The sequence below is a fragment of the Rothia koreensis genome (genome assembly GCF_052232265.1).
In the GTDB taxonomy this organism is placed as follows: Bacteria; Actinomycetota; Actinomycetes; order Actinomycetales; family Micrococcaceae; genus Rothia; species Rothia koreensis.
Window position 1 is genome coordinate 2,151,006 of record NZ_CP197643.1, and the last position, 23,583, is coordinate 2,174,588.

At 65.4% G+C, this 23,583-nt stretch carries 21 protein-coding genes and 1 riboswitch; of the genes, 1 reads left to right on the forward strand and 20 read right to left on the reverse strand.

Annotated elements, in window-relative coordinates:
- Positions 1-40 precede the first annotated feature (40 nt).
- The 11 genes from ACTSLZ_RS09590 to hisI all read right to left on the reverse strand — a co-directional run bounded on the left by ACTSLZ_RS09590 (position 41) and on the right by hisI (position 14,071).
- Complete coding sequence (locus tag ACTSLZ_RS09590; protein WP_443094868.1) at positions 41-178, reverse strand: hypothetical protein; 138 nt, start codon at positions 176-178, stop codon at positions 41-43.
- 336 nt (positions 179-514) lie between these two features.
- The gene (locus ACTSLZ_RS09595; protein ID WP_443094869.1) at positions 515-1,975 is read right to left on the reverse strand and encodes a glutamate synthase subunit beta; all 1,461 of its coding nucleotides are present in this window, start codon (positions 1,973-1,975) and stop codon (positions 515-517) included.
- Positions 1,968-6,629 (reverse strand): glutamate synthase large subunit, encoded by a 4,662-nt coding sequence (gene gltB / locus ACTSLZ_RS09600; protein WP_443094870.1) that lies wholly within the window; start codon positions 6,627-6,629, stop codon positions 1,968-1,970. The genes ACTSLZ_RS09595 and gltB overlap by 8 nt, the downstream gene beginning before the upstream one ends.
- 418 nt (positions 6,630-7,047) lie before the next feature.
- On the reverse strand, positions 7,048-7,893 hold the full coding sequence (gene lgt, locus ACTSLZ_RS09605) for a prolipoprotein diacylglyceryl transferase (RefSeq protein WP_443094871.1): 846 nt from the start codon (positions 7,891-7,893) through the stop codon (positions 7,048-7,050).
- A 5-nt stretch (positions 7,894-7,898) separates the two neighbouring features.
- Positions 7,899-8,756 carry a tryptophan synthase subunit alpha gene (trpA, locus tag ACTSLZ_RS09610; RefSeq protein WP_443094872.1) on the reverse strand — a complete coding sequence of 286 codons (858 nt, stop codon included), beginning with the start codon at positions 8,754-8,756 and terminating at the stop codon, positions 7,899-7,901.
- The gene (gene trpB, locus ACTSLZ_RS09615; protein WP_443094873.1) at positions 8,753-10,138 is read right to left on the reverse strand and encodes a tryptophan synthase subunit beta; all 1,386 of its coding nucleotides are present in this window, start codon (positions 10,136-10,138) and stop codon (positions 8,753-8,755) included. Before trpB ends, trpA begins: the two co-directional genes overlap by 4 nt.
- Positions 10,128-10,967: an indole-3-glycerol phosphate synthase TrpC gene (gene trpC / locus ACTSLZ_RS09620; RefSeq protein WP_443094874.1), complete on the reverse strand. Its 840-nt coding sequence runs from the start codon at positions 10,965-10,967 to the stop codon at positions 10,128-10,130. The genes trpB and trpC overlap by 11 nt, the downstream gene beginning before the upstream one ends.
- Positions 10,968-11,082: 115 nt before the next feature.
- Positions 11,083-11,331 carry an HGxxPAAW family protein gene (locus ACTSLZ_RS09625; protein WP_129315485.1) on the reverse strand — a complete coding sequence of 83 codons (249 nt, stop codon included), beginning with the start codon at positions 11,329-11,331 and terminating at the stop codon, positions 11,083-11,085.
- Positions 11,332-11,429: 98 nt separating this feature from the next.
- On the reverse strand, positions 11,430-12,071 hold the full coding sequence (locus ACTSLZ_RS09630; RefSeq protein WP_397556064.1) for a Trp biosynthesis-associated membrane protein: 642 nt from the start codon (positions 12,069-12,071) through the stop codon (positions 11,430-11,432).
- 2 nt (positions 12,072-12,073) lie between these two features.
- Positions 12,074-13,654, reverse strand: coding sequence for an anthranilate synthase component I (locus tag ACTSLZ_RS09635; RefSeq protein ID WP_443094875.1), 1,581 nt, complete (start codon positions 13,652-13,654; stop codon positions 12,074-12,076).
- Between the two features lie 30 nt (positions 13,655-13,684).
- Entirely contained in the window at positions 13,685-14,071 is a 387-nt protein-coding gene (hisI, locus tag ACTSLZ_RS09640; RefSeq protein WP_420852877.1) for a phosphoribosyl-AMP cyclohydrolase, read from the reverse strand.
- A gap of 1,412 nt (positions 14,072-15,483) precedes the next feature.
- On the opposite strand from hisI, the gene ACTSLZ_RS09645 reads away from it, so the two are divergent.
- On the forward strand, positions 15,484-16,164 hold the full coding sequence (locus ACTSLZ_RS09645) for a maleylpyruvate isomerase family mycothiol-dependent enzyme (RefSeq protein ID WP_443094876.1): 681 nt from the start codon (positions 15,484-15,486) through the stop codon (positions 16,162-16,164).
- A 121-nt stretch (positions 16,165-16,285) separates the two neighbouring features.
- Here the strand turns inward: ACTSLZ_RS09645 and hisF are convergent, their stop codons facing one another.
- The 9 genes from hisF to rpe all read right to left on the reverse strand — a co-directional run bounded on the left by hisF (position 16,286) and on the right by rpe (position 23,518).
- Complete coding sequence (gene hisF / locus ACTSLZ_RS09650) at positions 16,286-17,050, reverse strand: imidazole glycerol phosphate synthase subunit HisF (protein WP_443094877.1); 765 nt, start codon at positions 17,048-17,050, stop codon at positions 16,286-16,288.
- A 31-nt stretch (positions 17,051-17,081) separates the two neighbouring features.
- Positions 17,082-17,927, reverse strand: coding sequence for an ATP phosphoribosyltransferase (gene hisG, locus ACTSLZ_RS09655; protein WP_129315776.1), 846 nt, complete (start codon positions 17,925-17,927; stop codon positions 17,082-17,084).
- 52 nt (positions 17,928-17,979) lie between these two features.
- A complete protein-coding gene (locus ACTSLZ_RS09660) occupies positions 17,980-18,243 on the reverse strand; it encodes a phosphoribosyl-ATP diphosphatase (protein WP_129315777.1) in 264 nt (87 codons plus the stop codon).
- Positions 18,240-18,743 (reverse strand): 6,7-dimethyl-8-ribityllumazine synthase, encoded by a 504-nt coding sequence (gene ribH, locus ACTSLZ_RS09665; RefSeq protein ID WP_443094878.1) that lies wholly within the window; start codon positions 18,741-18,743, stop codon positions 18,240-18,242. Before ribH ends, ACTSLZ_RS09660 begins: the two co-directional genes overlap by 4 nt.
- A 9-nt stretch (positions 18,744-18,752) precedes the next feature.
- The gene (locus ACTSLZ_RS09670; protein WP_443094879.1) at positions 18,753-19,481 is read right to left on the reverse strand and encodes a GTP cyclohydrolase II; all 729 of its coding nucleotides are present in this window, start codon (positions 19,479-19,481) and stop codon (positions 18,753-18,755) included.
- A complete protein-coding gene (locus tag ACTSLZ_RS09675) occupies positions 19,478-20,773 on the reverse strand; it encodes a riboflavin synthase (protein WP_443094880.1) in 1,296 nt (431 codons plus the stop codon). The genes ACTSLZ_RS09670 and ACTSLZ_RS09675 overlap by 4 nt, the downstream gene beginning before the upstream one ends.
- 5 nt (positions 20,774-20,778) lie before the next feature.
- Entirely contained in the window at positions 20,779-21,858 is a 1,080-nt protein-coding gene (ribD, locus tag ACTSLZ_RS09680) for a bifunctional diaminohydroxyphosphoribosylaminopyrimidine deaminase/5-amino-6-(5-phosphoribosylamino)uracil reductase RibD (RefSeq protein ID WP_443094881.1), read from the reverse strand.
- On the reverse strand, positions 21,855-22,562 hold the full coding sequence (gene pnuC / locus ACTSLZ_RS09685; RefSeq protein WP_178979966.1) for a nicotinamide riboside transporter PnuC: 708 nt from the start codon (positions 22,560-22,562) through the stop codon (positions 21,855-21,857). Before pnuC ends, ribD begins: the two co-directional genes overlap by 4 nt.
- Positions 22,563-22,672: 110 nt before the next feature.
- Positions 22,673-22,812, reverse strand: a riboswitch (FMN riboswitch).
- A gap of 13 nt (positions 22,813-22,825) precedes the next feature.
- Positions 22,826-23,518: a ribulose-phosphate 3-epimerase gene (gene rpe / locus ACTSLZ_RS09690; protein ID WP_443094882.1), complete on the reverse strand. Its 693-nt coding sequence runs from the start codon at positions 23,516-23,518 to the stop codon at positions 22,826-22,828.
- Positions 23,519-23,583: the final 65 nt, after the last annotated feature.

A 23,583-nucleotide genomic window follows, 5' to 3' on the forward strand; every position in this document is an offset into this window, starting at 1 on the left:
CTTCTGGACGCCTGTCCACCGAAGATCCAATGGAAACGGGTTACTTCTTTCTCAGCGAGATGATCCAGGCGATGATCGCGACGCCGGTAGACCCCACCGCGAATGGAAATAACAGGACCGCGATTCCGGCCGGGGCCATCCACCATTCGATCTCCAGCTGGGAGACGATTGCTGACATCGCAACCAGACACCACAACACGGTCGACACCACTCCGAAGACAACAGCTATCTGCCTGCTCGTCTTGTCCGGTCCTTCCACCGGCTCAGTGGTCCTTTCCCGGCCGATGCCGTCTCGCCTCCGACCTGCTTCGGGAGCAGATCCGAACCAGAACAACACTAAGCCGCGCAACCGCATTCTGGAACCTCCACCGTATGCCGTATTAAAAAGGACCCCCACTCGACCGTGTTCGGCGAGTGGGGGTCCTTTCTGGTTGCTTCGGAAGCCCGAGGCCCCCGGCTGGGTTCACCGCGTTCTCCGTGGAGTCCGCCCCAGCATCGGGACTCGAGCCGCCCTCTACAGAAGGTCGATCGGTCGATCCGTCGGTGCGACGGGTTCGGGGAGCAGCGTGCCGCCGACCAGATGGCGTTCGACGGCGGCCGCGCAGGCACGCCCCTCAGCGATCGCCCACACGACCAGCGACTGTCCACGACCGGCGTCGCCACAGGAGAAGATGCCAGGAACGTTGGTCATGTAGTCCTCTCCCCGGGAGACGTTGGAGCGCCGGTCCAACTCGGCACCGGCCTGCTCCGCTATGGCCTCGGAATCCTGTCCCGTGAAGCCCAAGGCCAGGAACACCAAGTCTGCCGGGATGATTCTCTCGGAGCCTTCCTTCGGGCCTCGGGTTCCGTCCTCGCGATATTCCGTCTCGGCGACCTTGATGCCCGTGACCTGACCGTTCTCCCCCACGAACTCCACGGTCGAAGCGAGGTAATTGCGTTCCCCGCCTTCTTCGTGCGCGCTCGCGACCTCGAAGAGGTTGGGGAACATCGGCCACGGCTCGTGCTCGGCGCGGTCCTCGGGCGGCTTCTTGCCAATGGCAAGGGTCGTGACCGACGCGGCCTTCTGGCGGTTCGCGGTTCCGATGCAGTCGGCACCCGTGTCGCCGCCACCGAGGATCACCACGTGCTTTCCCTCGGCGTTGATCTGGTCCGGAACCTCGTCGCCTGCTCCGACACGGTTGGACTGCACCAAGTACTCCATCGCGAAATGGACCCCTGACAGGTCACGGCCCGGGATCGGCAGGTCGCGCGGTTTGGTTGCACCCGTGGCGACCACGACGGCGTCGTACCTCCGGCGCAACTGGTCCCACGTGATGTCCCTGCCGATCTCCACGCCGGCGCGGAACCTCGTGCCTTCGGCGCGCATGACGTCGAGGCGACGGTCGAGAACGGATTTCTCCATCTTGAAGTCGGGGATCCCGTACCGGAGCAGGCCTCCGATGCGGTCGTCGCGCTCGTAGACCGCGACCGTGTAGCCCGCTTGTGTCAGTTGCTGGGCGGCCGCGAGGCCCGCAGGCCCGGAGCCGACCACGGCAACCGTCTTGTCCACCAGGCGTTCCGGCAGGTGAGGCTCGATGAGACCCTCGTCGAAGGCCTTCTCCCCGATCGTGTATTCGATCTGCTTGATCGTAACCGCAGGCTGATTGATCCCGAGCACGCACGAGGACTCGCACGGCGCGGGGCAAACACGGCCCGTGAACTCCGGAAAATTGTTGGTCGCGTGCATTCTCTGCACGGCCTCGTCCGTTCTCCCCCGCCACATCAAGTCGTTCCACTCGGGAATCAAGTTCCCCAAAGGACAGCCCTGATGGCAGAAGGGGACGCCGCAGTCCATGCAACGGGACGCCTGCTGCTTGAGTGTCGCCGAGTCCTGCTCGACCTGGACTTCCTTCCAGTCCAGGATCCTGACCGGCACCGGCCGCTTGGGCCGGTCAGCGCGATGTTCGTACGTCAGAAAGCCACGGGGATCAGCCACGCGCGGTCACCTCCAAAATCTCCTGCCACACCGGATCGCTGTCCGGATCGTTTCCTTCGGCCTCGGCCCGGGTGCGAATTCCTTGGACCGCCGCGAAATCGCGGGGAAGAACTCGGGTCAGCCGCGCCATGGACCCGGCAGGATCTGCCAGCATCGTCTGGGCAACCGTGGAACCGGTTTCCGCGAAATGCTTCTCCAACAGGCTCCGGACGAGCTTTTCGTCCTCCTCGTCCAGACCGGAGAACGTCAGCTCACCCGATTCACGCGCGGCCTTGTTCACGTCGGCCAGATCCAGGTCCAGGACGTAGGCCACGCCACCGGACATCCCGGCGCCGAAGTTGCGACCGGTCTGACCGATGATGAGCGCAACACCGCCCGTCATGTACTCGCACCCGTGGTCGCCAATGCCTTCCACCACGGCGGTGGCGCCTGAATTGCGCACGAGGAATCGCTCCCCCACCTGCCCCCTCAGGAACAGTTCTCCGCTGGTTGCGCCGTACCCGATCACGTTTCCCGCGATCACGTTGTCCTGGGCCTCGAACAGGGCGTCGGCCTCGGGCCGAATGATGATGCGTCCGCCGGAGAGTCCCTTGCCCGTGTAGTCGTTCGAGTCGCCCGTCAGCCTCAGGGTGATTCCCCGGGGCAGGAAAGCACCCAGGGACTGTCCTGCTTGGCCGTGGAGATTGACCGTGATCGTGTCATGGTCCAGGAACTCCGCACCGAAGGTCTTGGTCACCCGGTGGCCGAGCATCGTTCCGACGGCTCGATCCGTGTTGATGATGGGGTGATCCATCGATACCGGCGTGCGGTACGTCAAGGCCGGCTCGGACAGCCGAATCAGCTCGTTGTCCATGTGCTTCTCGAGCTCATGATCCTGCGGCCTGGTGTTCCTGGTCCCCTGGTTGCCGTATTCGTCGGCGGTGGACCGCAGTATATGGCGCAGGTCGAGCCCCTCGGCCTTCCAGTGTGCGACCGCCTTGCGGGTATCCAACACCTCGGCGTGGCCGATGGCCTCGTCCAGGCTCCGGAAACCCAGCTCGGCCAGGTATTCGCGGACTTCTTCCGCGATGAACTCGAAGAAGTTGACCACGTGGTCGGCCTTGCCGGTGAACCGCTCGCGCAGCTTCGGATTCTGGGTCGCGACTCCGACCGGACACGTATCCAGGTGGCACTTGCGCATCATGATGCACCCTTCGACCACCAGGGGCGCCGTTGCGAAGCCGTACTCCTCCGCGCCGAGCAGTGCGGCCACGACGACGTCGCGTCCCGTCTTGATCTGCCCGTCCGCCTGCACGACGACGCGGTCGCGAAGCCCGTTGAGCAACAGGGTTTGCTGGGTCTCGGCGAGGCCGAGCTCCCAGGGTGCACCCGCGTGCTTGAGGGAGTTCATGGGCGCGGCACCGGTCCCGCCGTCGTGCCCCGAGACGAGGACGACGTCGGCCTTCGCCTTCGTCACACCGCTTGCGACCGTGCCGATCCCGATTTCGGAAACCAGCTTGACGTGCACCCGGGCCTCCGGGTTCGCCCGTTTGAGATCGTAGATCAGCTGGGCGAGGTCCTCGATCGAGTAGATGTCGTGGTGAGGAGGCGGCGAGATCAGAGAGACTCCAGGAGTCGCGTGGCGCGTGCGGGCGACCCAGGGGTAGACCTTGGCGGACATGAGCTGGCCGCCCTCGCCCGGTTTTGCCCCCTGCGCCATCTTGATCTGAATGTCCGTGGCGTTGGTCAGGTACAGGCTGGTCACTCCGAACCTGCCCGAAGCCACTTGCTTGATGGCCGAACGCCGCTCGGGGTCGAGAAGGCGTTCCAGGTCCTCGCCACCCTCACCCGTGTTGGACTTGCCGCCCAGCCGGTTCATCGCGATCGCCAGCGTCTCGTGCGCCTCCTGCGAGATCGAACCGTAGGACATCGCGCCGGTGGAAAACCTCTTGACGATCGAGCTCACCGACTCGACCTCCTCGAGAGGCACCGGCTGTCGCCGGGGCGCGAAATCGAGGAGCCCACGGAGGGTCATGAGGTCCCGGGACTGGTCGTCCACGAGCTTCGTGTAGGACTTGAAGATGTCGTATCTGCGGGTCTTGGTCGAGTGCTGGAGCCGGAAGATCGTGTGCGGGTTGAACAGGTGCGGGGCACCGTCCCTGCGCCAGTCGTATTCACCTCCGGACTCGAGGTCACGGTACGGAACCTTGACCCCGTCCTGCGGGTACGCGCGGTCATGCCGGGCCTTGACCTCGTCCGAAATCACGTTCAGACCGACGCCGCCCATCTGCGAGTGCGTTCCCGTGAAGTATTCGTCCACGAATGCCTGGGACAGGCCGAGTGCTTCGAAGGTCTGGGCGCCGCAGTAGGAGCTCACGGTCGAAATGCCCATCTTGGACATGATCTTCTGCAGGCCCTTCCCCAGGGCCTTGATCAGGTTGCGCGTCGCCTGCTCGGCCGTGACACCTTCCAGGGCACCGGTACGCACCAGCTGCTCGACCGATTCCATGGCCAAGTACGGGTTCACCGCGGAGGCCCCGAAGCCGACGAGTGCGGCGACATGGTGGACCTCGCGGACGTCACCGGCCTCCACGACCAGGCCGACCTTGGTCCGGGTGGCGGACCGGAGCAGGTGGTGATGCACCGCGGCGGTCAGCAGCAGGGAGGGAATCGGAGCCCAGTTGGCGTTCGCGTTGCGATCCGAGAGAACCACGTACTCCACGCCGCGGTTCACGGCGGCCGAGACTTTCTCACAGATTTCGGACAGCCGAGACCTCAGGGACGCGGCACCGCCGGAAGGCTCGTAGAGGCCCCGAACCTTCAGGGCGGTGGCCATACCGTCCTCGTCCTCGATGTGCATGATCTTGTCGAGCTGGTCGTTGTCGATCACTGGAAAGTCGAGTTCGAGCTGGCGCGACGTGACATAGCCGTTGCGCAACAGGTTGCCGTTCGGCCCGAGGGAACTGCGCAACGAGGTCACGAGTTCCTCGCGGATCGAGTCCAGGGGCGGGTTCGTGACCTGCGCAAAGGACTGGATGAAGTAGTCGAACAGGAGCCGCGGCCGCTTCGCGAGCACCGCAATGGGGGTATCCGTGCCCATCGCGTAAATGGGTTCGGCACCCTTGGCTGCCATGGGCCCCAGGATGGATGTGAGTTCTTCGTGGGTGTACCCGAAGATCTGTTGCCGCACCAGGATCGACTGGGCCGGCGGGTTGCGGTGCTCACGCTCCGGAAGGTCGTCGAGCGTGAAGATGTTCTGATCGGCCCATTCCTTCCACGGGTTGCGGGCCGCGACCTGGTCCTTGATTTCTTGGTCGGGCACGATGCGCCCTTCCTTCGTGTCGACCAGGAACATCGTGCCCGGGGACACTCGGCCCTTGGCAACGATCTTCGTGTCCCCCAGGTCGACGACGCCGACCTCCGAGGCGAAGATGACCAGACCGTCGTCGGTCTGCCAGTAGCGACCGGGGCGCAAGCCGTTCCGGTCGAGCACCGATCCGACCATGTCGCCGTCGGTGAAGGTGACCGCGGCCGGGCCGTCCCACGGTTCCATGAGGCTCGAGTGGTACCGGTAGAACGCGCGACGGTTCTCGTCCATCGTCTCGTGGTTCTCCCAGGCCTCCGGGAGCATCATCATGATCGCCTCGGGCATCGAGCGGCCCGAGAGCATGAGCAATTCGGCCACCTCGTCGAGTGACTGCGAGTCGGAGGCGCCCACCGAGCAAATCGGGAACAGCTCCTCCGGGTGCCGGCCGAGCAGCGGTGACTTCAACTGCGACTGGCGGGCTCTCATCCAGTTCCGGTTGCCCTTGACCGTATTGATTTCACCGTTGTGGGCGATGGTCCGGAAAGGCTGCGCGAGGGGCCACGAAGGGAAGGTGTTCGTGGAGAACCTCGAGTGCACGATCGCCAGTCGCGTGGAGAACAGCGGATCGGACAGGTCGGGGTAGAACGGCTCGAGCTGAGCCGTGGTGAGCATGCCCTTGTAGGTGATGGTCCGCGTCGAAAAGGACGGGAAGTAGATGCCGAGCTTGTGCTGGGACCGCTTCCGGATGCGGAATGCCTTCTGGTCCAGTTGGCGACGTTCTTGGTCGGGGTCCAGATCGACCACGGGAATGTGCCCGGTGAATGCTTCTTCGGTGACCTCGTTGACCGCCTCCGAGACGAACATCTGCACGAAGTGCGGCATAACCGCCCGCGCAGAGGCGCCGACCACGGTTTCGTCCACCGGGACCTCGCGCCATCCGAGCACCTGAAGGCCTTCGGCCTCGGCCATCTCAGTCAGGGCATCCTGGAGTTCCTCCGCGTTCTCACCGTGCGTGGGCAGGTACGCCGTGCCGACCGCGTACTTGCCAAGTTCCGGCAGGGAGAAGTCAACGCTCTTCCGGAAGAATTCGTCCGGGACCTGGGTCAGAAGGCCCGCACCATCGCCGGTGCCTTCGTCGGCGCCTACCGCCCCGCGGTGTTCGAGCGAGCGAAGAGCCGTCAGTGCTTTGTCGACGACGTCGTGCGTCGCCTCGCCGGTCAAGTTCGCGATCATGGCAAGACCGCAGGCATCCTTCTCGAAATCCGGGTCGTAGAGACCGTCTTTCTCGGGGATGTCCGCGAATGCGGTGAACGGTGAGCGCACCTCACCTGGTTCCGTGGTGGAACGGGGCGTTTCGAAGCGAGTCACGCTGAAGCCTCTCTTCCTCGTGTGAGTCCGTGAGCTCGGTTTCGGGTCATGCCCTGACCGAGCTCCTGGGCCCGCGCAGCGGACTGCGCGAAACCACGTTCGGCGGCCAGACGAAACGTCCCTCGGACAGGTGGCCGGGCATTTGGATCCAGCTCCGGCACCGTACGGGAAGAAAAGAGTGCTCATCGCGTCCGCAACGAGCGCTTCACCCGGGCAGTGCCCTACGTTTCGGTGGTGGCCGCTTCATTGCAGCAATCACGAGACAAAGTGTCGGCGTTCCTAGGTGTCGACGCCGAATCGGTGGTGGCTCCCGTCATGTGATGCGTGAGCGGGCAGCCCAACTTGCCTATGTGTTGTTGACCAAAACTACCACGGACCGTGGTGGGCGGCGTCATACGCTTCCGTGGGCCCGGTTGTGTTACGCGGTCAGCTCCTCGTGTTCCTGGGGTTCACGCGGCCGACGGCGCGAGACGACGACCAGCATGACCAGGGCCAAGAGGACCAGTATTCCCGAGGTCCAGACGTGGATGCGCAGACCCAGAATGACATCGGATTCGTCGATGCGGAGGAACAATTCGATCAGGAAACGGCCGATCCCGTAGTACATGACGTACGTCCAGAACACCTGACCGCTCTTCACCAGGATCCGACGCGAGAGCCACAGGAGGATCAAACCGCCCAGCAGGTCCCAGAGGGATTCGTACAGGAAGGTGGGATGGAACAGCGTTCCTGGTGGGTACTGGGCCGGGAAATTGTGCGACATGGGGTCGATCTCGAGCCCCCAGGGAAGGCTCGTGGGCTTGCCGAACAGTTCCTGGTTGAACCAGTTGCCCCAGCGCCCGATACCTTGGGCGATGATGATTCCCGGGGCCGCGGCGTCGGCGAATTTCACCAGAGAGAGGCCCATTTTCCGGCACGCGATCCACGCACCGAGGCCGCCCAGGGTGACGGCACCCATGATGCCGATACCGCCCTCCCAGATCTTGAGGGCGTCCACGGGGTTCCGGCCGGGCCCGAAGTAGTCCCCCGGAGCCGTCACGAACACGTGGTACATTCTGGCCCCCACGAGGCCGAACGGGATCGCCCACAGGGCGATGTCCCAAATTCTCTCCGGGTCCTCGCCCATGGCTCGCCAGCGCCTGGAGGTCAACCAGATGCAGATGACGATCCCGAGCAGGATGCACAGGGCGTAGGCATGAATGGTCAGGGGCCCCAGATGGAACGCCGACCATGTCGGAGAGGGAATGGCAGCCGTGGGGGTCATCGGGTTCACGCCGGCTGTTCGGGACGGCCGGCCAGTTCGCGCGCGAGACGTCCCACGGCCTCCGGTCCGCCGTCGCCCAGTGCTTTGACCAGGGCGGTACCCACGATGACGCCGTCGGCGTATGCTCCGATCTCGTCCACGTGCTCGCGACGCGACACGCCGAGGCCCACGCACACGTTCTCCGCCCCGGCGGCCCGTATGTCCGTGACCAGGCGCTCGGCGACGTCGGAGACCGACGATCTCGCGCCCGTCACGCCCATCACGGATACCGCGTACACGAAGCCGCTCGAGGCGTGGGCGATCATGTCGAGTCGTTCGACCGAGGACGAAGGAGCCGCGAGGAAGATGCGATCGAGACCATGCGCCTGGCTCGCCTCGAACCACTCGCCCGCTTCATTGGGGACGAGATCGGGCGTGATGATGCCGGCACCGCCGGCTTCGGCGAGCTGACGAGCGAATTCATCGACTCCCTTGCGCAGCACGGGGTTCCAGTAGGTCATCACGACGACGACCGCGTCCGTCTGATCGGTGATCTCGCGGGCGGCGCGGAAGACGTCATCGACCTTGAAGCCATTGCTCAACGCCACCGTGGTGGCGTCCTGGATCACGGGTCCGTCCATCACGGGGTCCGAGTACGGGATGCCCAGCTCAATGATGTCTGCCCCGTTCCGTCCCAGCTCGATGCCGGCACGGATCGACTCGTCGACCGTCGGGTAGCCCACCGGCAGGTAGCCAATCAGCGCGGGTCTCCCCTGGTCGCGGCAGTCCCGGATCCGGGCGGAAACCTTCGAATCGGGGTTCGGCTCCGGAAAGCGTTTCGTGGCGGCGCTGTAGCGGCCGGCGTCCTGATGCGGTGTCGTCATTTCTGTTCCTCCGAATCGGCGGGGCCGGACTCCGATGCTGGTGCGTCGGCGTTCCCGGATTCCTGGCTGCGCAGGTTGGCCGCGTTGACCTCGGAACTCGGGGTTGCCTTGCCCAGCCCGAACCACTCGACGGCCGTGCTCATGTCCTTGTCCCCTCGTCCGGACAGGCAGACCGCAATGATCTTGTTCCTTGCCGTCTCCGGATCCTCGGCCTTCCACTGTTCTGCCAGGCGCAGCGCACCGGCCAGGGCGTGGGCGGATTCGATGGCGGGGATGATGCCCTCGGACTCGCACAGGGCGCGGAGAGCGTCCATGGCTTCGGTATCGGTCACGGCCTGATAGGAGACTCGCCCGATGTCGGACAGGTACGCGTGTTCGGGGCCGACGCCCGGGTAGTCGAGTCCGGCCGAAATCGAATGCGACTCGATGGTCTGGCCGTCGTCGTCCTGCATCAGGTAGGTGCGTGCCCCGTGGAGCACACCGAGCCTGCCGAGGTTGATCGTCGCGGCGTGGCGGTCGGTGTCGATTCCGTCGCCACCGGGCTCCAAGCCGTAGAGCTCGACGGACTCATCGTCCAGGAATGCGTGGAACATGCCGATCGCGTTGGATCCACCGCCCACGCAGGCCGCGACCGCGTCGGGCAACCGACCCGTCCTGTCCAGGAGTTGCTGACGCGCCTCGGTACCGATCGCATCGTGGAAGTACCGGACCATGGCCGGGAAGGGGTGCGCCCCCGCGGCCGTGCCGAGAAGATAGTGGGTGTCCTCGACGTTGGCGACCCAGTCACGCAGCGCCTCGTTGATCGCATCCTTGAGGGTGCGTGATCCGTTCTGCACAGCGATGACCTTCGCGCCCAGCAGCTGCATCCGCGCCACGTTGAGTGCCTGACGGTTGGTGTCCACCTCGCCCATGTAGACCACGCAGTCCATGCCGAAGTACGCCGCGGCAGTCGCCGTTGCCACGCCGTGCTGGCCCGCCCCGGTTTCCGCGATCAACCGTGTCTTGCCCATTTTCTTGGCCAACAGGGCTTGGCCCAGAACGTTGTTGATCTTGTGGGATCCGGTGTGGTTCAGGTCCTCGCGCTTGAGGAAGATGCGAACGCCGGCCTTCTCGCTCAGCCGTTCTGCCTCGGTGAGCAGCGACGGCCGATTCGAGTATTCGCGGGACAGCCGCTGAAATTCCTCGAGAAACTCCGGGTCCGCCTTGGCCTTCTCGAAGGTGTCCTCGAGTTCGTCCATGGCCTGGATCAAGGATTCGGGCATCCACTGTCCGCCGAAGTCCCCAAAGTACGGACCGGTCGCGTTTCTCAACGAACCGTTCTGGGCGCCCAGAAAGGGCTCGGCGAGTTCGGTGTCCTGCTCCGGCGTGGAATTATCGGCCATCTCGTGCATCCTTCTCTTCCCAGTACGCCGCGCGTGCCTTGCGGCCTTGGTTCTTGAATTCGCCCACAGCGTCGCGCGGATCGGAGTGCCTGACCAGGGCCTCGCCCACGAGGACCACTTCGGCGCCCTGGCGTCCGTAGTCGGCGACGTCGCTCGGTTCGGCCACGCCGGACTCCGCGATGATCACGGGGCCTTCCGGAAGGTGGGATGCGAGGGACGCGAAGTGGGTTTTGTCGGTCTCGAGCGTCTTGAGATTGCGGACGTTCACGCCCACGATGTTGGCATCGGCCTCGACAGCTCGCTCGATCTCGTCGGCCGTGTGGGCCTCGACGATCGCATTCATCCCGAGACGATGGGTCAGTTCGAGATATTCGTGAAGCTCCTGGTCACTCAGGGCAGCAACGATCAGCAGGACCAGGTCCGCACCATGGGCCCGGGCCTCCCAGATCATGTACGGATCGATCGTGAAGTCCTTGCGCAGGATCGGGATCGAGACTTCCGACCTGACGGCGTCGAGATCTTCGAGCGATCCCTTGAAGCGGCGCGACTCCGTGAGCACGGAAATCGCGGCGGCTCCCCCGGCCTCGTATTCGTGAGCCAACGTGGCCGGCTCCGGGATACCGTTCAGATCTCCTGCGGAGGGGCTCGCGCGTTTGACCTCCGCGATGATCTCCACGGTGTCCCGGTCCGGACCGCGCAGGGCCGAAACGGCGTCTCGGGCCGGTGAGACCGACGAGACGCGGTCCTTGAGCTCGTCGAGGCTCACAGCCCGACGCCGCTCCTCGAGGTCCTCGCGGACTCCGGCGATGATGTCGTCCAAAACTGTCATGAAAGCGGTGATCTCCGGTCTACTGCTCTTCGTGGCCCGGGGCCACTCTGGTCATAGAGAACAGCGCCCCGCTGACGACCATGCCGATCAGGGAGCGCTGCCAGAAGCCCAATGCTCAACTGTGGGTCTTCGTGCGGGATCCGAGTTTGCCGAACCCGAGGGCCTTGAGAATTCCTCCGGCCACGCACCCGCCAGCGATGATCGCCAATCCGACGATCAGCCACGGGATATTGCCCAGGCAGAACGCCACGCATCCCACAATCGAACCCAGCATGACCAACAGGACGAGAGTCCATGCGGAGACGGTATTGCCGTGGCCTTCCACGGCGACCGGCGTGAGTTCGAGTTGTTGTTCAGAGCTCACTGGCCCTCCTTCGATGAAGCGATCAGCGCGATTTCCAGCGCGCACTACCGTGACATTCTATGCCATCGATGACGAGGGCGAGCGATGTTTCGTGTTCGCTAACGAGTGGGGTCTTCCCCTTCGGTGAGCGAATCCCAGGTGTCGATGTCGTCGGCGTGAGGGTTGTCACCTTTTTGGACCGAATGTTGCGACTCGCGTTCGTAACGCCTCGACGTGGTCTTCCAGTGGCGGCTCGACCACCACAACCACAGCGCCACCACGATCGTGGCCAGTCCCAGGACGAAGGTCAGCCACGGCCACACGGTCACGACATAGCTTCCGCCCGGCCCGTTGGTCCCGGTGGCCTCGCCCACTTTGGTCATCGCCGCATCCTGCGGGTTGAGGGCCGCGGTCAGCGCCGAAATTGCGGTGCCCGCGCCGGCCAACGCGATGACCGCGCAGATCACGGCGCGCAGAACCTTGCCCGCGATCCGGACGGCGACCACCCCGGCGAGCGCGACCAGACCCAGTGCGGAAACGGCAGGCGCCGCGTCGGTCCCTTTGACGTCGACGTCGACCTGCGACATCACGCTCGAGACGTTCGCGTGGATCCACGGAAACAGGGTGGTGACGAACGCGAGGATCGGGACCAGAAGGCTCGTGAGAATGACTCGTCCGGAACCCGCCTTCTTCGTCTTGTCGTCCGTGTTTCCGTCCACCCGTGCGACGGGGGCAGATCCTTCGGCGGGATCCTCGCTCATGGTCAATCCTCCTCGGCGAGGCTCGTCAGGTGCTGGGCACGGAGCACGGCTCGCAACGGGGCCGCGGCCTTGCTGACGGTCTCATCGGCTTCGGTCTCGGGGTCGGAATCTGCCACGATACCGGCTCCCGCTTGGATGTACGCCCGCCCTTTCCTGAGCAGCGCGGTGCGGATAGCGATCGCCATGTCCATGTTGCCGGCGAAGTCGAAATACCCCACCACGCCAGCGTAGACGCCGCGTCGGTGAGGCTCGTAATCGTCGAGCAGTTGCATGGCTCTCGGTTTCGGGGCCCCGGAGAGCGTGCCGGCCGGGAACGTGGCTTTCAGGACGTCGTAGGCGTTGGCGTCCTCCCGGATGCGTGCCTCGACCGTCGAGGAGATGTGCATGATGTGACTGAATCGCTCGATGTCCATGAATTGGGTGACCTCGACCGTACCGGGGTCCGCGATCTTGGACAGGTCATTGCGGGACAGGTCCACGAGCATCAGGTGCTCCGAGCGTTCTTTCTCGTCGGCCAACAGTTCCTCGGCGAGGGCGACGTCGTGCGCATGGGTGTCGCCTCGCGGTCTGGAACCGGCAATGGGATGGGTCGTGGCGCGGTCCCCGGTCACGGTCACAAGGGCTTCGGGCGAGGACCCCACGATCGAATAGGGCTCACCTTCCGTGTCCTCGAACGCGTACAAGTACATGTAGGGCGACGGGTTGGTCTGCCGCAGCACCCGGTACACGTCCAGGGGCAGTGCATCGGTCTCCGCCTCGAAGCGGCGTGAAATGACGATCTGGAAGATGTCGCCATCATGGATCGCGTGTTTTCCCTCGACGATCGAGTTCATGTACTGCTGGCGGGTCCAGGTCTCCGTGACGTCCTGCCCGAAGGGTCCCTCTTCCTTGTCGGGTTCGGCCATGAAGGACACGGTGGTCCGGCTCAGGGGCTCGGCCAGGCGCTCGAGCATCGAACGGACGCGGGAGACGGCGTCGTCGTACGCCCAATCCACGCGATCGGAGGTTCCGTCCCAGTTGATGGCGTTGGCCACCAGGGTCACGCATCCGTCCTTGTGGTCGTGGATGGCCATGTCGGACACGAGGTTGAGGGCGAACTCCGGGAGGTGGACGTCGTCGGTCGGCGGGTGCGGCAGCTTTTCCCAGTGGCGCACGGTGTCCCACCCCAGGTACCCGACGAGCCCCGAAGTCAGAGGCGGAAGGTCCTCGAATGGTTCGGTGTGGAGCATCTCGAGAGTCTCGCGGATCGCGTCGACCGGGCTTCCCGTGGTCGGTGCTCCTTCCGGAACGGTGCCCTGCCAGAAGGGTTTGCCGTTCTTGGTGGTCAGGGTCGAGCGCGAAGATACGCCGATGAACGAATACCTCGCCCACTGTGCCCCTGCGTTCGCGGATTCGAGGAGGAACGTGCCGGGGCGAACGTGGCCGTCACGGGCCACGAGCGAACGGTAGATGCCGATGGGCGTGAGTGAATCCGCAACCACGGTAATGCTCACGGGCACCACCCTGCGGCGGGCGGCCAGGGCTCGGAATTCCTCGCGGGTGGGTCGGATCTGGCCGGAGAGGTCGTTCTGCTGAGTAGTCATGGGAATGTCCTTACAACGATGGGGCGAGGCTCAGTCTTCTTCGTGGCCGACCACGGCCTGCAGATCGCGTCCGTCGAAGCAGGTGCGCGTCCCCGTGTGGCACGCCGCACCGATTTGGTCGACCCGGACGAGCAGGGCGTCGCCGTCGCAGTCCATGGCCACGGACCGGACGTACTGGCGGTGGCCGGAGGTGTCTCCCTTGCGCCAATACTCCTGACGCGACCGTGACCAGAAGGTCACCCGGCCACTCGTGAGGGTCCGATGGAGGGCTTCGGCATCCATCCACCCCAGCATGAGGACTTCACCCGTATCGTGCTGCTGCACGATGGCTGCGACCAGCCCCTGGGCATCGAAAGTGAGGCGCTCCTCGACCTCTGCGGGGAGCGCGGAATCCTGGGATTGCGACTGGCTCATCATCAATCAACAACTCTACCGCCTGATAGCGGCACGTATTCTTTTTCCTCGATCGGCGGACGTGTGGACGGCGCGGGGTGGGGTGGGTTTTTTGGGGGGCTTTTTTTGGGGGGGGTCGATTTTTTCCGGGGGGGGGCTCGGGGTGGCGGCTTGGGGTACTGGCACAAGGTTCGTGGGCGACGGTTCGCTCGGTCAGGTGGGTCTGCGCGGGCCGCGTGGCTTTGGCGGTCGGTGCGGCTGTGCAGGGGCCGCTCGGCTTGCGCGGTCGGTGCGGCTAGGTGCGCGTCGGGTGGCTCTGTCGATCCGTGTGTCCGGGAGCCCGCCGCTCGGCTCAGTCGGCCGGTTTGTGCGGGAGCCCTCCGCTCGGCTCAAGGGTGGTGGTTACCCGATTCGGTGGCGTTGTCCGCCGTTGCGTGGCGGTTGAAGCTCCACCTAACGGGGGAAAACGCCACGTAATCAGGTAACCGCCTCGCAAGGGCTCGACCCAAACGGCCGGGAACGTCGGTTTTCCGCCGGTCAACGCCTCCCCATCGGGTAACCACCACACAAACGTGCCGGACACCCGGCCAGTCACGACGACTTTCCGCGGCTATTCGCCACGTAATTCGGTCATCGCCACGCAAGTGTTCCGGTCATTCGGGAGAGTACGTCGGATTTCTGTAGGCAAACCCCTCACGATCAGGTAACCACCACACAGCGTCCTCGCTGCGCCTCGCTCAACGGGATCACCCGACGAGCCCACTCCGTGATGGCACTCGACGACGGTACTCGGTGGCGGCACTTGGCGACGGGGCGGTGTCGGGCGACGTCGTCTTGATCGCCTCGACGCAACCGCTCGACCCGAGGGTGGTGGTTACCCGATTCGGTGGCGTTATCCGCCGTTACGTGGTGGTTGAAGCTCCACCTAACGCGGGAAAACGCCTCGCAATCCGGTAACCACCACGCAGCAGTCCCGCGCATTCGGCCCGGTACGCCGTTTTTCTGCGGGCAAGCCCCTCGCAAGCGGGCAACCGCCACGCAACAGCGTTCAGCTCTCCGCTCTCGGTGCCCAACGGCGGGGCGACGTCGCACAAAACTGCCACCTCGGCGGCTAGCCGATGCGCACCCCGCATCGAAGCGGCCCGCGGCAGACGTCCGCCGCCACAGACACCCGCTCGCCAGGCGTCCCCGCCCACAAACGCGCTCCCCGCCCGAGGTCCCGCCCGCGCACTCCCGCAGTCAGGCGCTCCGCGCACACGGGCACCTGCCCGCCAGACGTACTCGCCGCCAGACGTCCCCACCCACAAACACCTTCCCCGCCCGAGGCCCCCGCACCCGCACCCGCCAGCACACCCACCCCGACCCCGGCAAACATTAATGGAAAGGCCCCAGGTCCTGGCCGGTTTCGTCAGTTGCGCATCGCTTAGACTGGCACCATGAGCGCTATCACAGACCTCAGGAACCAACTCGTCTCCGTCCTTCTCAGGACCGGGCCCGGGAAGCCGACCCTGTGCGAGGGGTGGAATACGGAGCACATGGTTGCGCACCTGGTGTTGCGCGAGACTCGCCCGGACATCGCGGCCGGCGTCGTGATTCCGCCGCTCGCCTCGCGCACGGATCGTAAGACCGAAGAACTCGCCGGCCAGCTGACCGACGGACGCTCCTACATGGAGGCGGTCGAGAAATTCGGTTCGGCCAATGCCCCGCAGCGCAAGAACGAGACCGTGGACTACGGCATGAACTTCGCCGAATACGTGATCCACCGCGAGGACGTGCTGCGAGGCTCGCCCGACTCGACCGAGATGAACGGCGCGGAATCGCGGATCGAGGGTGAGAACGAGCGAATCTGGAAGACCATCGGTTCGCAGGGCAAGATGTTCGCGAAGGACTACCCCGACGGCCTGACCGTGGTCGGGACCGACGACGACGGCGGACCCGCCTACGGCACGAAGACTCTGCGCGAACCGTCTGCGTCCTCGCGAGTCAGTGGACTGGTTCAGAAGGTCGTCAAGGCTCCGAGCACGGGTGAGCACGTCACGATCACGGGCACCCCGCTCGAGATTCTGCTGTACCTCTTCGGGCGTCGCGAGGCCGCGAACGTCCGGATCAGCTACTGACGCACAGCCCCGGGCGCCAGCCCGGGCTCCGGGTACCGAACCCGAGCTCAGGCACCGACCCCGGGCTCGGTACCCACCCCGGGCCCGGGCGTCGAACCCGTCCACCGATCCGCGCGCAGGGTCAGCGCACGGGGAACCCGGCCTCGCGAATGGCGGTCTTGACGTCGCGAATCGCAGTGTCGGGGCCGAAGTGGAAGATCGACGCCGCAAGCACCGCGTCGGCGCCGGCCCTGACGGCGTCAGGAAAGTGAGCCGGTTCGCCCGCGCCGCCGGAGGCGATCAGCGGAATGCCGACGACGCCGCGCACCGCACGAATCATCTCCAGGTCGAAACCGTCACGGGTTCCGTCGGCGTCGATCGAGTTGAGAAGGATCTCGCCGACGCCGCGCTCGGCCGCCTCGGACGCCCAGTCGAGCGCGTCGATCCCGGTTGAGCGACGTCCTCCGTGGGTCGTGACCTCGAAACCGGAAGCCGTATTGTCTGTGCGCTTGGCATCGACGGACAGGACCAGAACCTGGTTTCCGAACCTCTCCGCGATCTCGTTGATGACCTCGGGTCGGTTGATGGCCGCGGTGTTGATCGAGGCCTTGTCGGCGCCCGCACGCAACAGCCGGTCGACGTCCTCGGCGGTGCGCACTCCCCCACCGACGGTCAACGGGATGAAGACTTCCTCGGCCGTTTGGGCGACGATGTCGTAGGTGGTCTCCCGGTCCGAGGACGACGCCGTGACGTCGAGAAAAGTCAGTTCGTCGGCGCCGACGGCGTCGTACCGTTTGGCCAGCTCCACCGGGTCACCCGCATCGCGGAGACCCTCGAAGTTCACGCCCTTGACCACCCGCCCGGCGTCGACGTCCAGGCAGGGAATCACTCGCACAGCTACGCTCATCGTGCTTTCCTTTCGAGAGGCGTCCCGCGCGTCAGAGTCGGGCCGCACCGATCGGCGACACCAGGATGGCCCGCGCCCCGGCTTCGTACAGACTGTCCATCAGCTGGTTGGTCGAACGCTTCGGGACCATGGACCGCACCGCGTACCAGCCCTCGCGCTGCAGGGGCGAGACGGTCGGCGCCTCGAGGCCCGGCGTGATCGCGGTCGCCGCCTCGAGATTCTCCTCGCTCACGTCGAAATCCATCAGCACGTACTGTCGCGCGACCAGTACCCCGCGCAGGCGGCGACCGAGCACCTCGAGGCTCGCACCGTCCTCGAGCCCACGCCTCTTGATGAGCAAAGCCTCCGAGCGCATGATCGGATCACCGAAGGTCTCCAGCCCTGCGGCCCGCATCGTGTTGCCGGTCTCGACGACGTCGGCGATGGCATCGGCTACTCCGAGCCGGATGGATGACTCGATGGCCCCGTCCAGTCGGACCACCTCGGCGTCGATCCTCTGTTCCTTCAGGTAGTTGCGCACCAGGTTCGAGTAGCTCGTTGCCACCCGCTTGCCCTGCAATTCCTCCGGCGAGGTGAAGCGGCCGGTCGGGCCGGCGAAGTGGAAGGTCGAACGAGCGAAGTCCAGCCCGAGCGCCTCTTCGGCGTCGGCCTCGGAGTCCAGGAGCAGATCCCGGCCCGTGATGCCCACGTCCAGGGTTCCGTGCCCCACGTAGACAGCGATGTCACGCGGCCGGAGATAGAAGAACTCGACCTGGTTCTCCTCATCGACGATCGCCAGTTCGCGGCTCTCGCGCCGCTGGAGGTATCCCGCTTCCGAGAGCATGGTCTGGGCGGCCTGGGAGAGTGCCCCCTTGTTGGGCACGGCAATTCGCAGCATGAAAATCCTTTGGTTCCGGGGAGGATCCGGACGAGTCCGGGGTCAGGTCGGGTCAGAGAAACTTGTAAACGTCTTCCGGGGTGAGACCGCGCGCGATCATCAGGACCTGAAGATGATAGATCAACTGTGAGATCTCCTCGGAGAGCTCGTCGTCGGTCTGGTACTCGCCGGCCATCCAGACCTCAGCGGCTTCCTCGACCACCTTCTTGCCGATCCCATGGATCCCGGAATCGAGCTCGGCGACGGTCTTGGAACCCGCCGGCCGATCGGTGGCTTTGGTGGTCAGTTCAGAGAACAGGTCTTCGAAGGTTTTCACCCGCCCAGGTTACCCCGGGACCCTCCGACATGAGCGAGTGTTACCGCCGTCTGGATCGCGGCGACCGTGGCTTCGTAGCCTTTGTCCTCGCTGGACCCCTCCAAACCGGCCCGATCAAGCGCCTGCTCGTCGACGTCGCAGGTCAGGACGCCGAAACCGACGGGTGTACCAGTCTCGACGCTGACTTGGGTCAGTCCGGCCGTCGCCGCATCGCAGACGTAGTCGAAATGCGGGGTTCCGCCACGGACCACGACGCCGAGCGCGACGACGGCGTCATGGGTCTCGGCCAGGCGCTTCGCGGCCACCGGGAGTTCGAAGGATCCCGGAACACGAACGATCGTCGCGGCTTCCTCGATCGATGCGTCCGCGAGCGCTCTGCGCGCCCCATCGACCAGGCCGTCCATGACCTGCTCGTGCCATGATGCCGCGACAACGGCAATTCTCAGTCCCTCGGTCGGCAGCTGTCCCAGTTCGGTGGTTGGGGCTCCGATTCCACTCATGATGTCTCCTCAGTCGGTAGTCGGTTGGTTGGTGTTGGGATCGTCCGACGACGCGGCGTCCACGGGCCCGCGCGGCGTCGGTTCGTCCTGGTCTGTCTCCACCGGCACGAGGACCAGGCGGTGATGCATCCGGTCTCTCTTGGTGGCCAGGTAGCGCGCGTTCTCCTTGCGCGGGGAAATTTCGTCCGGTTCCAAGGATCCGACGACGAGGCCCAGTTCGGTCAGCGCCTCGGCTTTGGCGGGATTGTTGGTGATCAGCCGCAGGGTGGTGATGCCCAGTTCGCGCAGGACGCGCGCGGCCTGGCGGTAGGCGCGGCCATCGGCCTGGAAGCCGAGGGCGAGGTTGGCGTCGACCGTGTCGAGGCCGTCGTCCTGAAGTCGATAGGCCTTCAGCTTGTTGACCAACCCGATGCCCCGGCCCTCGTGCCCCTTGACGTAGATCAAGGTTCCGCCGCGCGCGGAGATCTGGTCGAGGCCCTGGTGCAGTTGCGGTCCGCAGTCACATCTGAGGGACCCGAAGACATCGCCGGTCAGGCATTCCGAGTGGATCCGGACGAGCGGTGCCGGGTTGTCGGCGTCGATCGCCTGACCGGCGTCGTCCAGCGCGGTCGCGCTCATGAGCTCGTGACCGTCGGGGAAGGACCATGCCCTCATGCTGAAGTTGCCCTGCGGGGTGGGCACCACCACGGGTTGCGAGGAGTCGATGGGCTCGTCGGGGTCTGAGTGGGCAGTGGTCATTCGGCGTCGGCGCTCTCGTCGTCGAGCTGGGCCAACCGTTCGGCGAGCGTTTCGATCGAGATCATGGGCAGGCCGTACAGGTCGGCGAAGGCCCGCAGGTCGTCGAAGCGCATCAGCGTTCCGTCGTCGTGAATGATTTCCGCGATGTAGCCGACCTCCGGGAGCCCCGCGAGCCGCACGAGTTCGACCGCGGCTTCCGTGTGTCCGGCTCGTGCCCGGACACCGCCCTCAACGGCGCGCAACGGAAGGATGTGGCCCGGACGGGTGAGATCCGCGGCGGTCGATGATGAACCTGCCAGCACGTTCAAGGTTTTTGCTCGGTCCTGGGCGCTGATTCCGGTGTCGATTCCGTGGGCGGCATCGCAGGTGATCGTGTATGCGGTGGCCTTGGGGTCCTCATTGGTGGCGACCATGGGCGGCAGGTCCAGGGCGTCGGCTCGTTCGCCCGTCATCGGTGCGCACACCACTCCGGAGGAGTACCTGACCATGAATCCCAGACGCGCGGGGTCCGCGAGCGCGGCGGCCCCGATGAGGTCTCCCTCGTTCTCGCGGTCCTCGTCGTCGACGACGACGGCGAGGCCGCCTGCGGCGATGCTCCGGATGGCGTCGTCGATGGAGTCGAAGCTGCCGTTCGCGTGCCCCGGAGACTCCGGGACGGATACGGCGTTCTGCGATCGGGTCAGGTCGAAGTCACGGGCGCGCAGGAGGTACTTGGCCACGGCGTCGGTTTCGAGATTGACCGTGTCTCCCGGTTGCGCGGTTCCGAGCGTCGTCGCCCGGAGCGTGGTCGGTATGACGCCGATCTCGAACCAGGCGAACGGGTCGGCGGGCGCGCTGACCGCGGTGACGGTCAGTGAGATCCCGTCGAGGGCGATGGATCCCTTTTCGGCGATCTGGGGCGCGAGGTCTTCCGGCACGGCCACGCGAATCACGGACCACTCGGGGTGTTCCTCGATGGACAGGATGGCGCCGGTCGCATCCACGTGTCCTTGGACGATGTGGCCGTCGAACCGCCCGTTGGCGGGCAGGCATCTTTCCAGGTTGACTCGGGATCCTTCGCTCAGTTCGCCCAAGTTGGTGCGGTCCAGAGTCTCTCCGATGACGTCGGCAACGAAGAGTCCGTCCCCTGTGTGCGTTCCCGTCGCGGTCAGGCAGACGCCGTTGACGGCGAGGGATCCCCCGGCGGGCAGGTCCGAGGCCAGGTCGCCGGCCCGGACGCGGAGCACAGCAGAATCGGCCTGCCTGTCGATGGCTTCGACCGTTCCCAAGGATTCGATGATTCCGGTGAACATGGCTACTACTTTCTTTCGGTCGCCGGAGCGGGCTCGGCGGCGAGATGGGTGAGTGTGTCCCGGCCCAGGAGGCCGATGCCGTGGGTTGTTGCGTCCGCTTCCGCCCCGGCAGGGTCGACGGTCAGGGGCAGCGCGTCGGAGAGGGTCGTCGCGGCCAGCTGCGCGATCGCGCGTCGCCCGGAACCGAGAAGTTTCGGGGCGGTGTACCAATAGAGCTCGTCGACGAGACCTTCGGCAAGGAAGGCCGAAACGATTCCGGGGCCGCCTTCGATCAGTACGTGCCGTGAGTTTTCCCTGGCGAGACGGTCCAGGGCCTCGCGTGGCGAACGGGTCGGGAGCCGGAGGGCTTCTTCTCCGTCATCGAGTGCGGCCCCAGCAGGAAGTCGCCTCAGGCCCATGACGGCCCGGCGAGGTTGCTCGGGCAGCGTCTCGCCTTCGGGTCCACGGGCCGTGAGCCGGGGATTGTCGGTGAGCGCGGTTCCCGTACCGACCATGATCGTGTCCGCCCTGGCGCGGAGTCTGTGGCCGTGGGCGCGTGCTTCCGGCCCCGTGATCCACTGGCTCGTTCCGTCCTCGGCGGAGACGACGCCGTCCTGCGTCGCCGCGATCTTGGCGGTCACGAAGGGGCGGCCCTCTTCCTGGCACGTCCACCAGCGCGCGTTCATCCTGCGGGCACGGTCGGCGTGCAGTCCCGACCGGACGTCCACGCCGTTGGCCGCGAGAAATCGGGCGCCTCCGGCAGCGGTCTCGGTCGTGTCCGCGGTCGCGCACACCACCGAACGGATCCCGACCTCGAGAATCGCTTGGGAGCAGGGCCCTGTCCTGCCCGTGTGATGGCACGGTTCGAGCGTCACGTACAACGTGGTCCCGCGCAGGTCCGTACCGGCGGATCGGGCCGCCGCGATGAGATCGACCTCCGCGTGCGGGGTTCCGCTTCCCATGTGTCGACCCGTGTGCAGTATCCGTCCCGTCTCGTCGGTGAGCACCGCCCCGACCAAAGGATTGGCGCCTCGGGGCCCGCGCAGGGCGGCGTCGAGAGCCGCGTCCATCGCGGACTCGTCACGGGCATCGAATTCGGGCGTCATTTCCGTTTCCCTTCGGTGACTTCGACCGTGGGGTCGGGGAAGCGCGTCTCGACCTGGACTCGACGTTGGCGATTTCGAGTGCGCCACCAGACGAAGAAACCGGTCAGGGTGAAGCAGCCGTAGAACAGGTACATCAGGCCCGAGGCGTAGTAGCCGGCAGAGAAGAGAAGGGGCACTCCCACGACGTCGACGGCGACCCAGATCAGCCAGAACTCGACCCACCCGCGGGCCATGCCCCAGGTCGCCAGGAGCGATCCCACGAAGATCCAGGCGTCGGACCACACGGGCTCGTAGGACCCGAGAGCCCTGAACACGGGGGTCAGGACGGCGGTGCCGCCGAACAGGGCGACGAGCAGGATCAGCCGTTCCTTCCAGGTGGCCCACCGGGGAGAGACCGCCGCATCGCCGCGCGAGGTGGCTGCCTTCCACTGGTACCAGCCGTACACGGAGACGATAATGAACATGACCTGCCGACCGGCCTGGCCGAGGAGATTCACGGGATTGGGAGAACCGAACACGGCTCCGAGAAAGACGGTGAAGAGGAGCAGGTTGCCGATGATTCCGATCGGCCACGCCCAGACCTTGCGTCGCATGCCGCCGAGGGCGGACGCGAGGCCGAAGAAATTGCCCAGGACCTCTCGCCAGAGGATGAAGCCTCCACCAATGGTCAGCTGAGCGTCGAAGAGCCACCGCAGGATGTTCACTGTTCTCCTTCCGAGCTGCGGAGGCTCCGGGGAGAACACAACGTACGACATCGTCTGCGGATGGTCGGTGCCGATTCGGTCCGACCGCCCACGGCATGTGCCGCGTTCTGCTCGTGCGCCTTTATCCAGACTGTACTGTCGGTACCGGAATTTCGCCGGTTCGGCCGCAGGCCCCGAAATCATTCGAGTGCGCTGTGGGTCGCGGACTATGACCGCCGGTTCGGAATTTCACCGACCCCCGGAGCACGATTGCGTGACAACGATTATGGCATATTTGTGATTCGCGTCGAATTCTCGGCGGCACGCTCCGCAACGGAGCGCAATCCCTCGATCGCCGCGGCCGGATCGTCGGCGCCGTAGACGGAGGATCCCGCCACGAAAACATTGGCCCCGGCTTCGGCCGCCCGACCGATCGTCTCCTCGGACACCCCGCCGTCGACCTGCAGGGCCACCGAGGCTCCGCTGCCCCGGACGGCCTCGGCCGCACGGCGAAGTTTGGGAAGGGTCAGGTCGAGGAATTTCTGGCCGCCGAAGCCGGGTTCGACCGTCATGATGAGCAGCAGGTCGAGCTCCTCGAGCATGTCCAGATACGGTTCCACCGGCGTGGCCGGGCGCAACGCCATTCCCGCCTTGGAGCCCTGGGCCCTCAGCTCCCTCGCGAGTTTGATCGGTGCTATGGCGGCCTCGGCGTGGAAAGTCACCGATTCGCACCCGATCTCCGCATACCGCGGCGCCCAGCGATCGGCGTCCTCGATCATGAGATGCACATCGAAAGGGATGGGAGAGATCTCGTGCAGGCGTTCGACCACGGGAGGCCCCCACGTCAGATTCGGCACGAAGTGATTGTCCATCACATCGATGTGGGCCGCGTCGGCATCCGTGATCGCCCGCAGCTCATCCCCCAGCCTGGAGAAATCGGCGGAAAGAATCGAGGGGTTGATGTGGAGATGGCTCACGGGTCCTCCTGTCGACGCGTCGCTTCGGGTCTCGACCGGCCCTGGACGGCTGAACGGTACGACTC

Coding starts and splice junctions, on each gene's coding strand:
- ACTSLZ_RS09590 (WP_443094868.1), bottom strand. CDS start 178: ATGTCAGCAATCGTCTCCCAGCTGGAGATCGAATGGTGGATGGCCCCG.
- lgt (WP_443094871.1), bottom strand. CDS start 7,893: ATGACCCCCACGGCTGCCATTCCCTCTCCGACATGGTCGGCGTTCCAT.
- trpA (WP_443094872.1), bottom strand. CDS start 8,756: ATGACGACACCGCATCAGGACGCCGGCCGCTACAGCGCCGCCACGAAA.
- trpB (WP_443094873.1), bottom strand. CDS start 10,138: ATGGCCGATAATTCCACGCCGGAGCAGGACACCGAACTCGCCGAGCCC.
- trpC (WP_443094874.1), bottom strand. CDS start 10,967: ATGACAGTTTTGGACGACATCATCGCCGGAGTCCGCGAGGACCTCGAG.
- ACTSLZ_RS09630 (WP_397556064.1), bottom strand. CDS start 12,071: ATGAGCGAGGATCCCGCCGAAGGATCTGCCCCCGTCGCACGGGTGGAC.
- ACTSLZ_RS09635 (WP_443094875.1), bottom strand. CDS start 13,654: ATGACTACTCAGCAGAACGACCTCTCCGGCCAGATCCGACCCACCCGC.
- hisI (WP_420852877.1), bottom strand. CDS start 14,071: ATGATGAGCCAGTCGCAATCCCAGGATTCCGCGCTCCCCGCAGAGGTC.
- ACTSLZ_RS09645 (WP_443094876.1), top strand. CDS start 15,484: ATGAGCGCTATCACAGACCTCAGGAACCAACTCGTCTCCGTCCTTCTC.
- hisF (WP_443094877.1), bottom strand. CDS start 17,050: ATGAGCGTAGCTGTGCGAGTGATTCCCTGCCTGGACGTCGACGCCGGG.
- hisG (WP_129315776.1), bottom strand. CDS start 17,927: ATGCTGCGAATTGCCGTGCCCAACAAGGGGGCACTCTCCCAGGCCGCC.
- ribH (WP_443094878.1), bottom strand. CDS start 18,743: ATGAGTGGAATCGGAGCCCCAACCACCGAACTGGGACAGCTGCCGACC.
- ACTSLZ_RS09670 (WP_443094879.1), bottom strand. CDS start 19,481: ATGACCACTGCCCACTCAGACCCCGACGAGCCCATCGACTCCTCGCAA.
- ACTSLZ_RS09675 (WP_443094880.1), bottom strand. CDS start 20,773: ATGTTCACCGGAATCATCGAATCCTTGGGAACGGTCGAAGCCATCGAC.
- ribD (WP_443094881.1), bottom strand. CDS start 21,858: ATGACGCCCGAATTCGATGCCCGTGACGAGTCCGCGATGGACGCGGCT.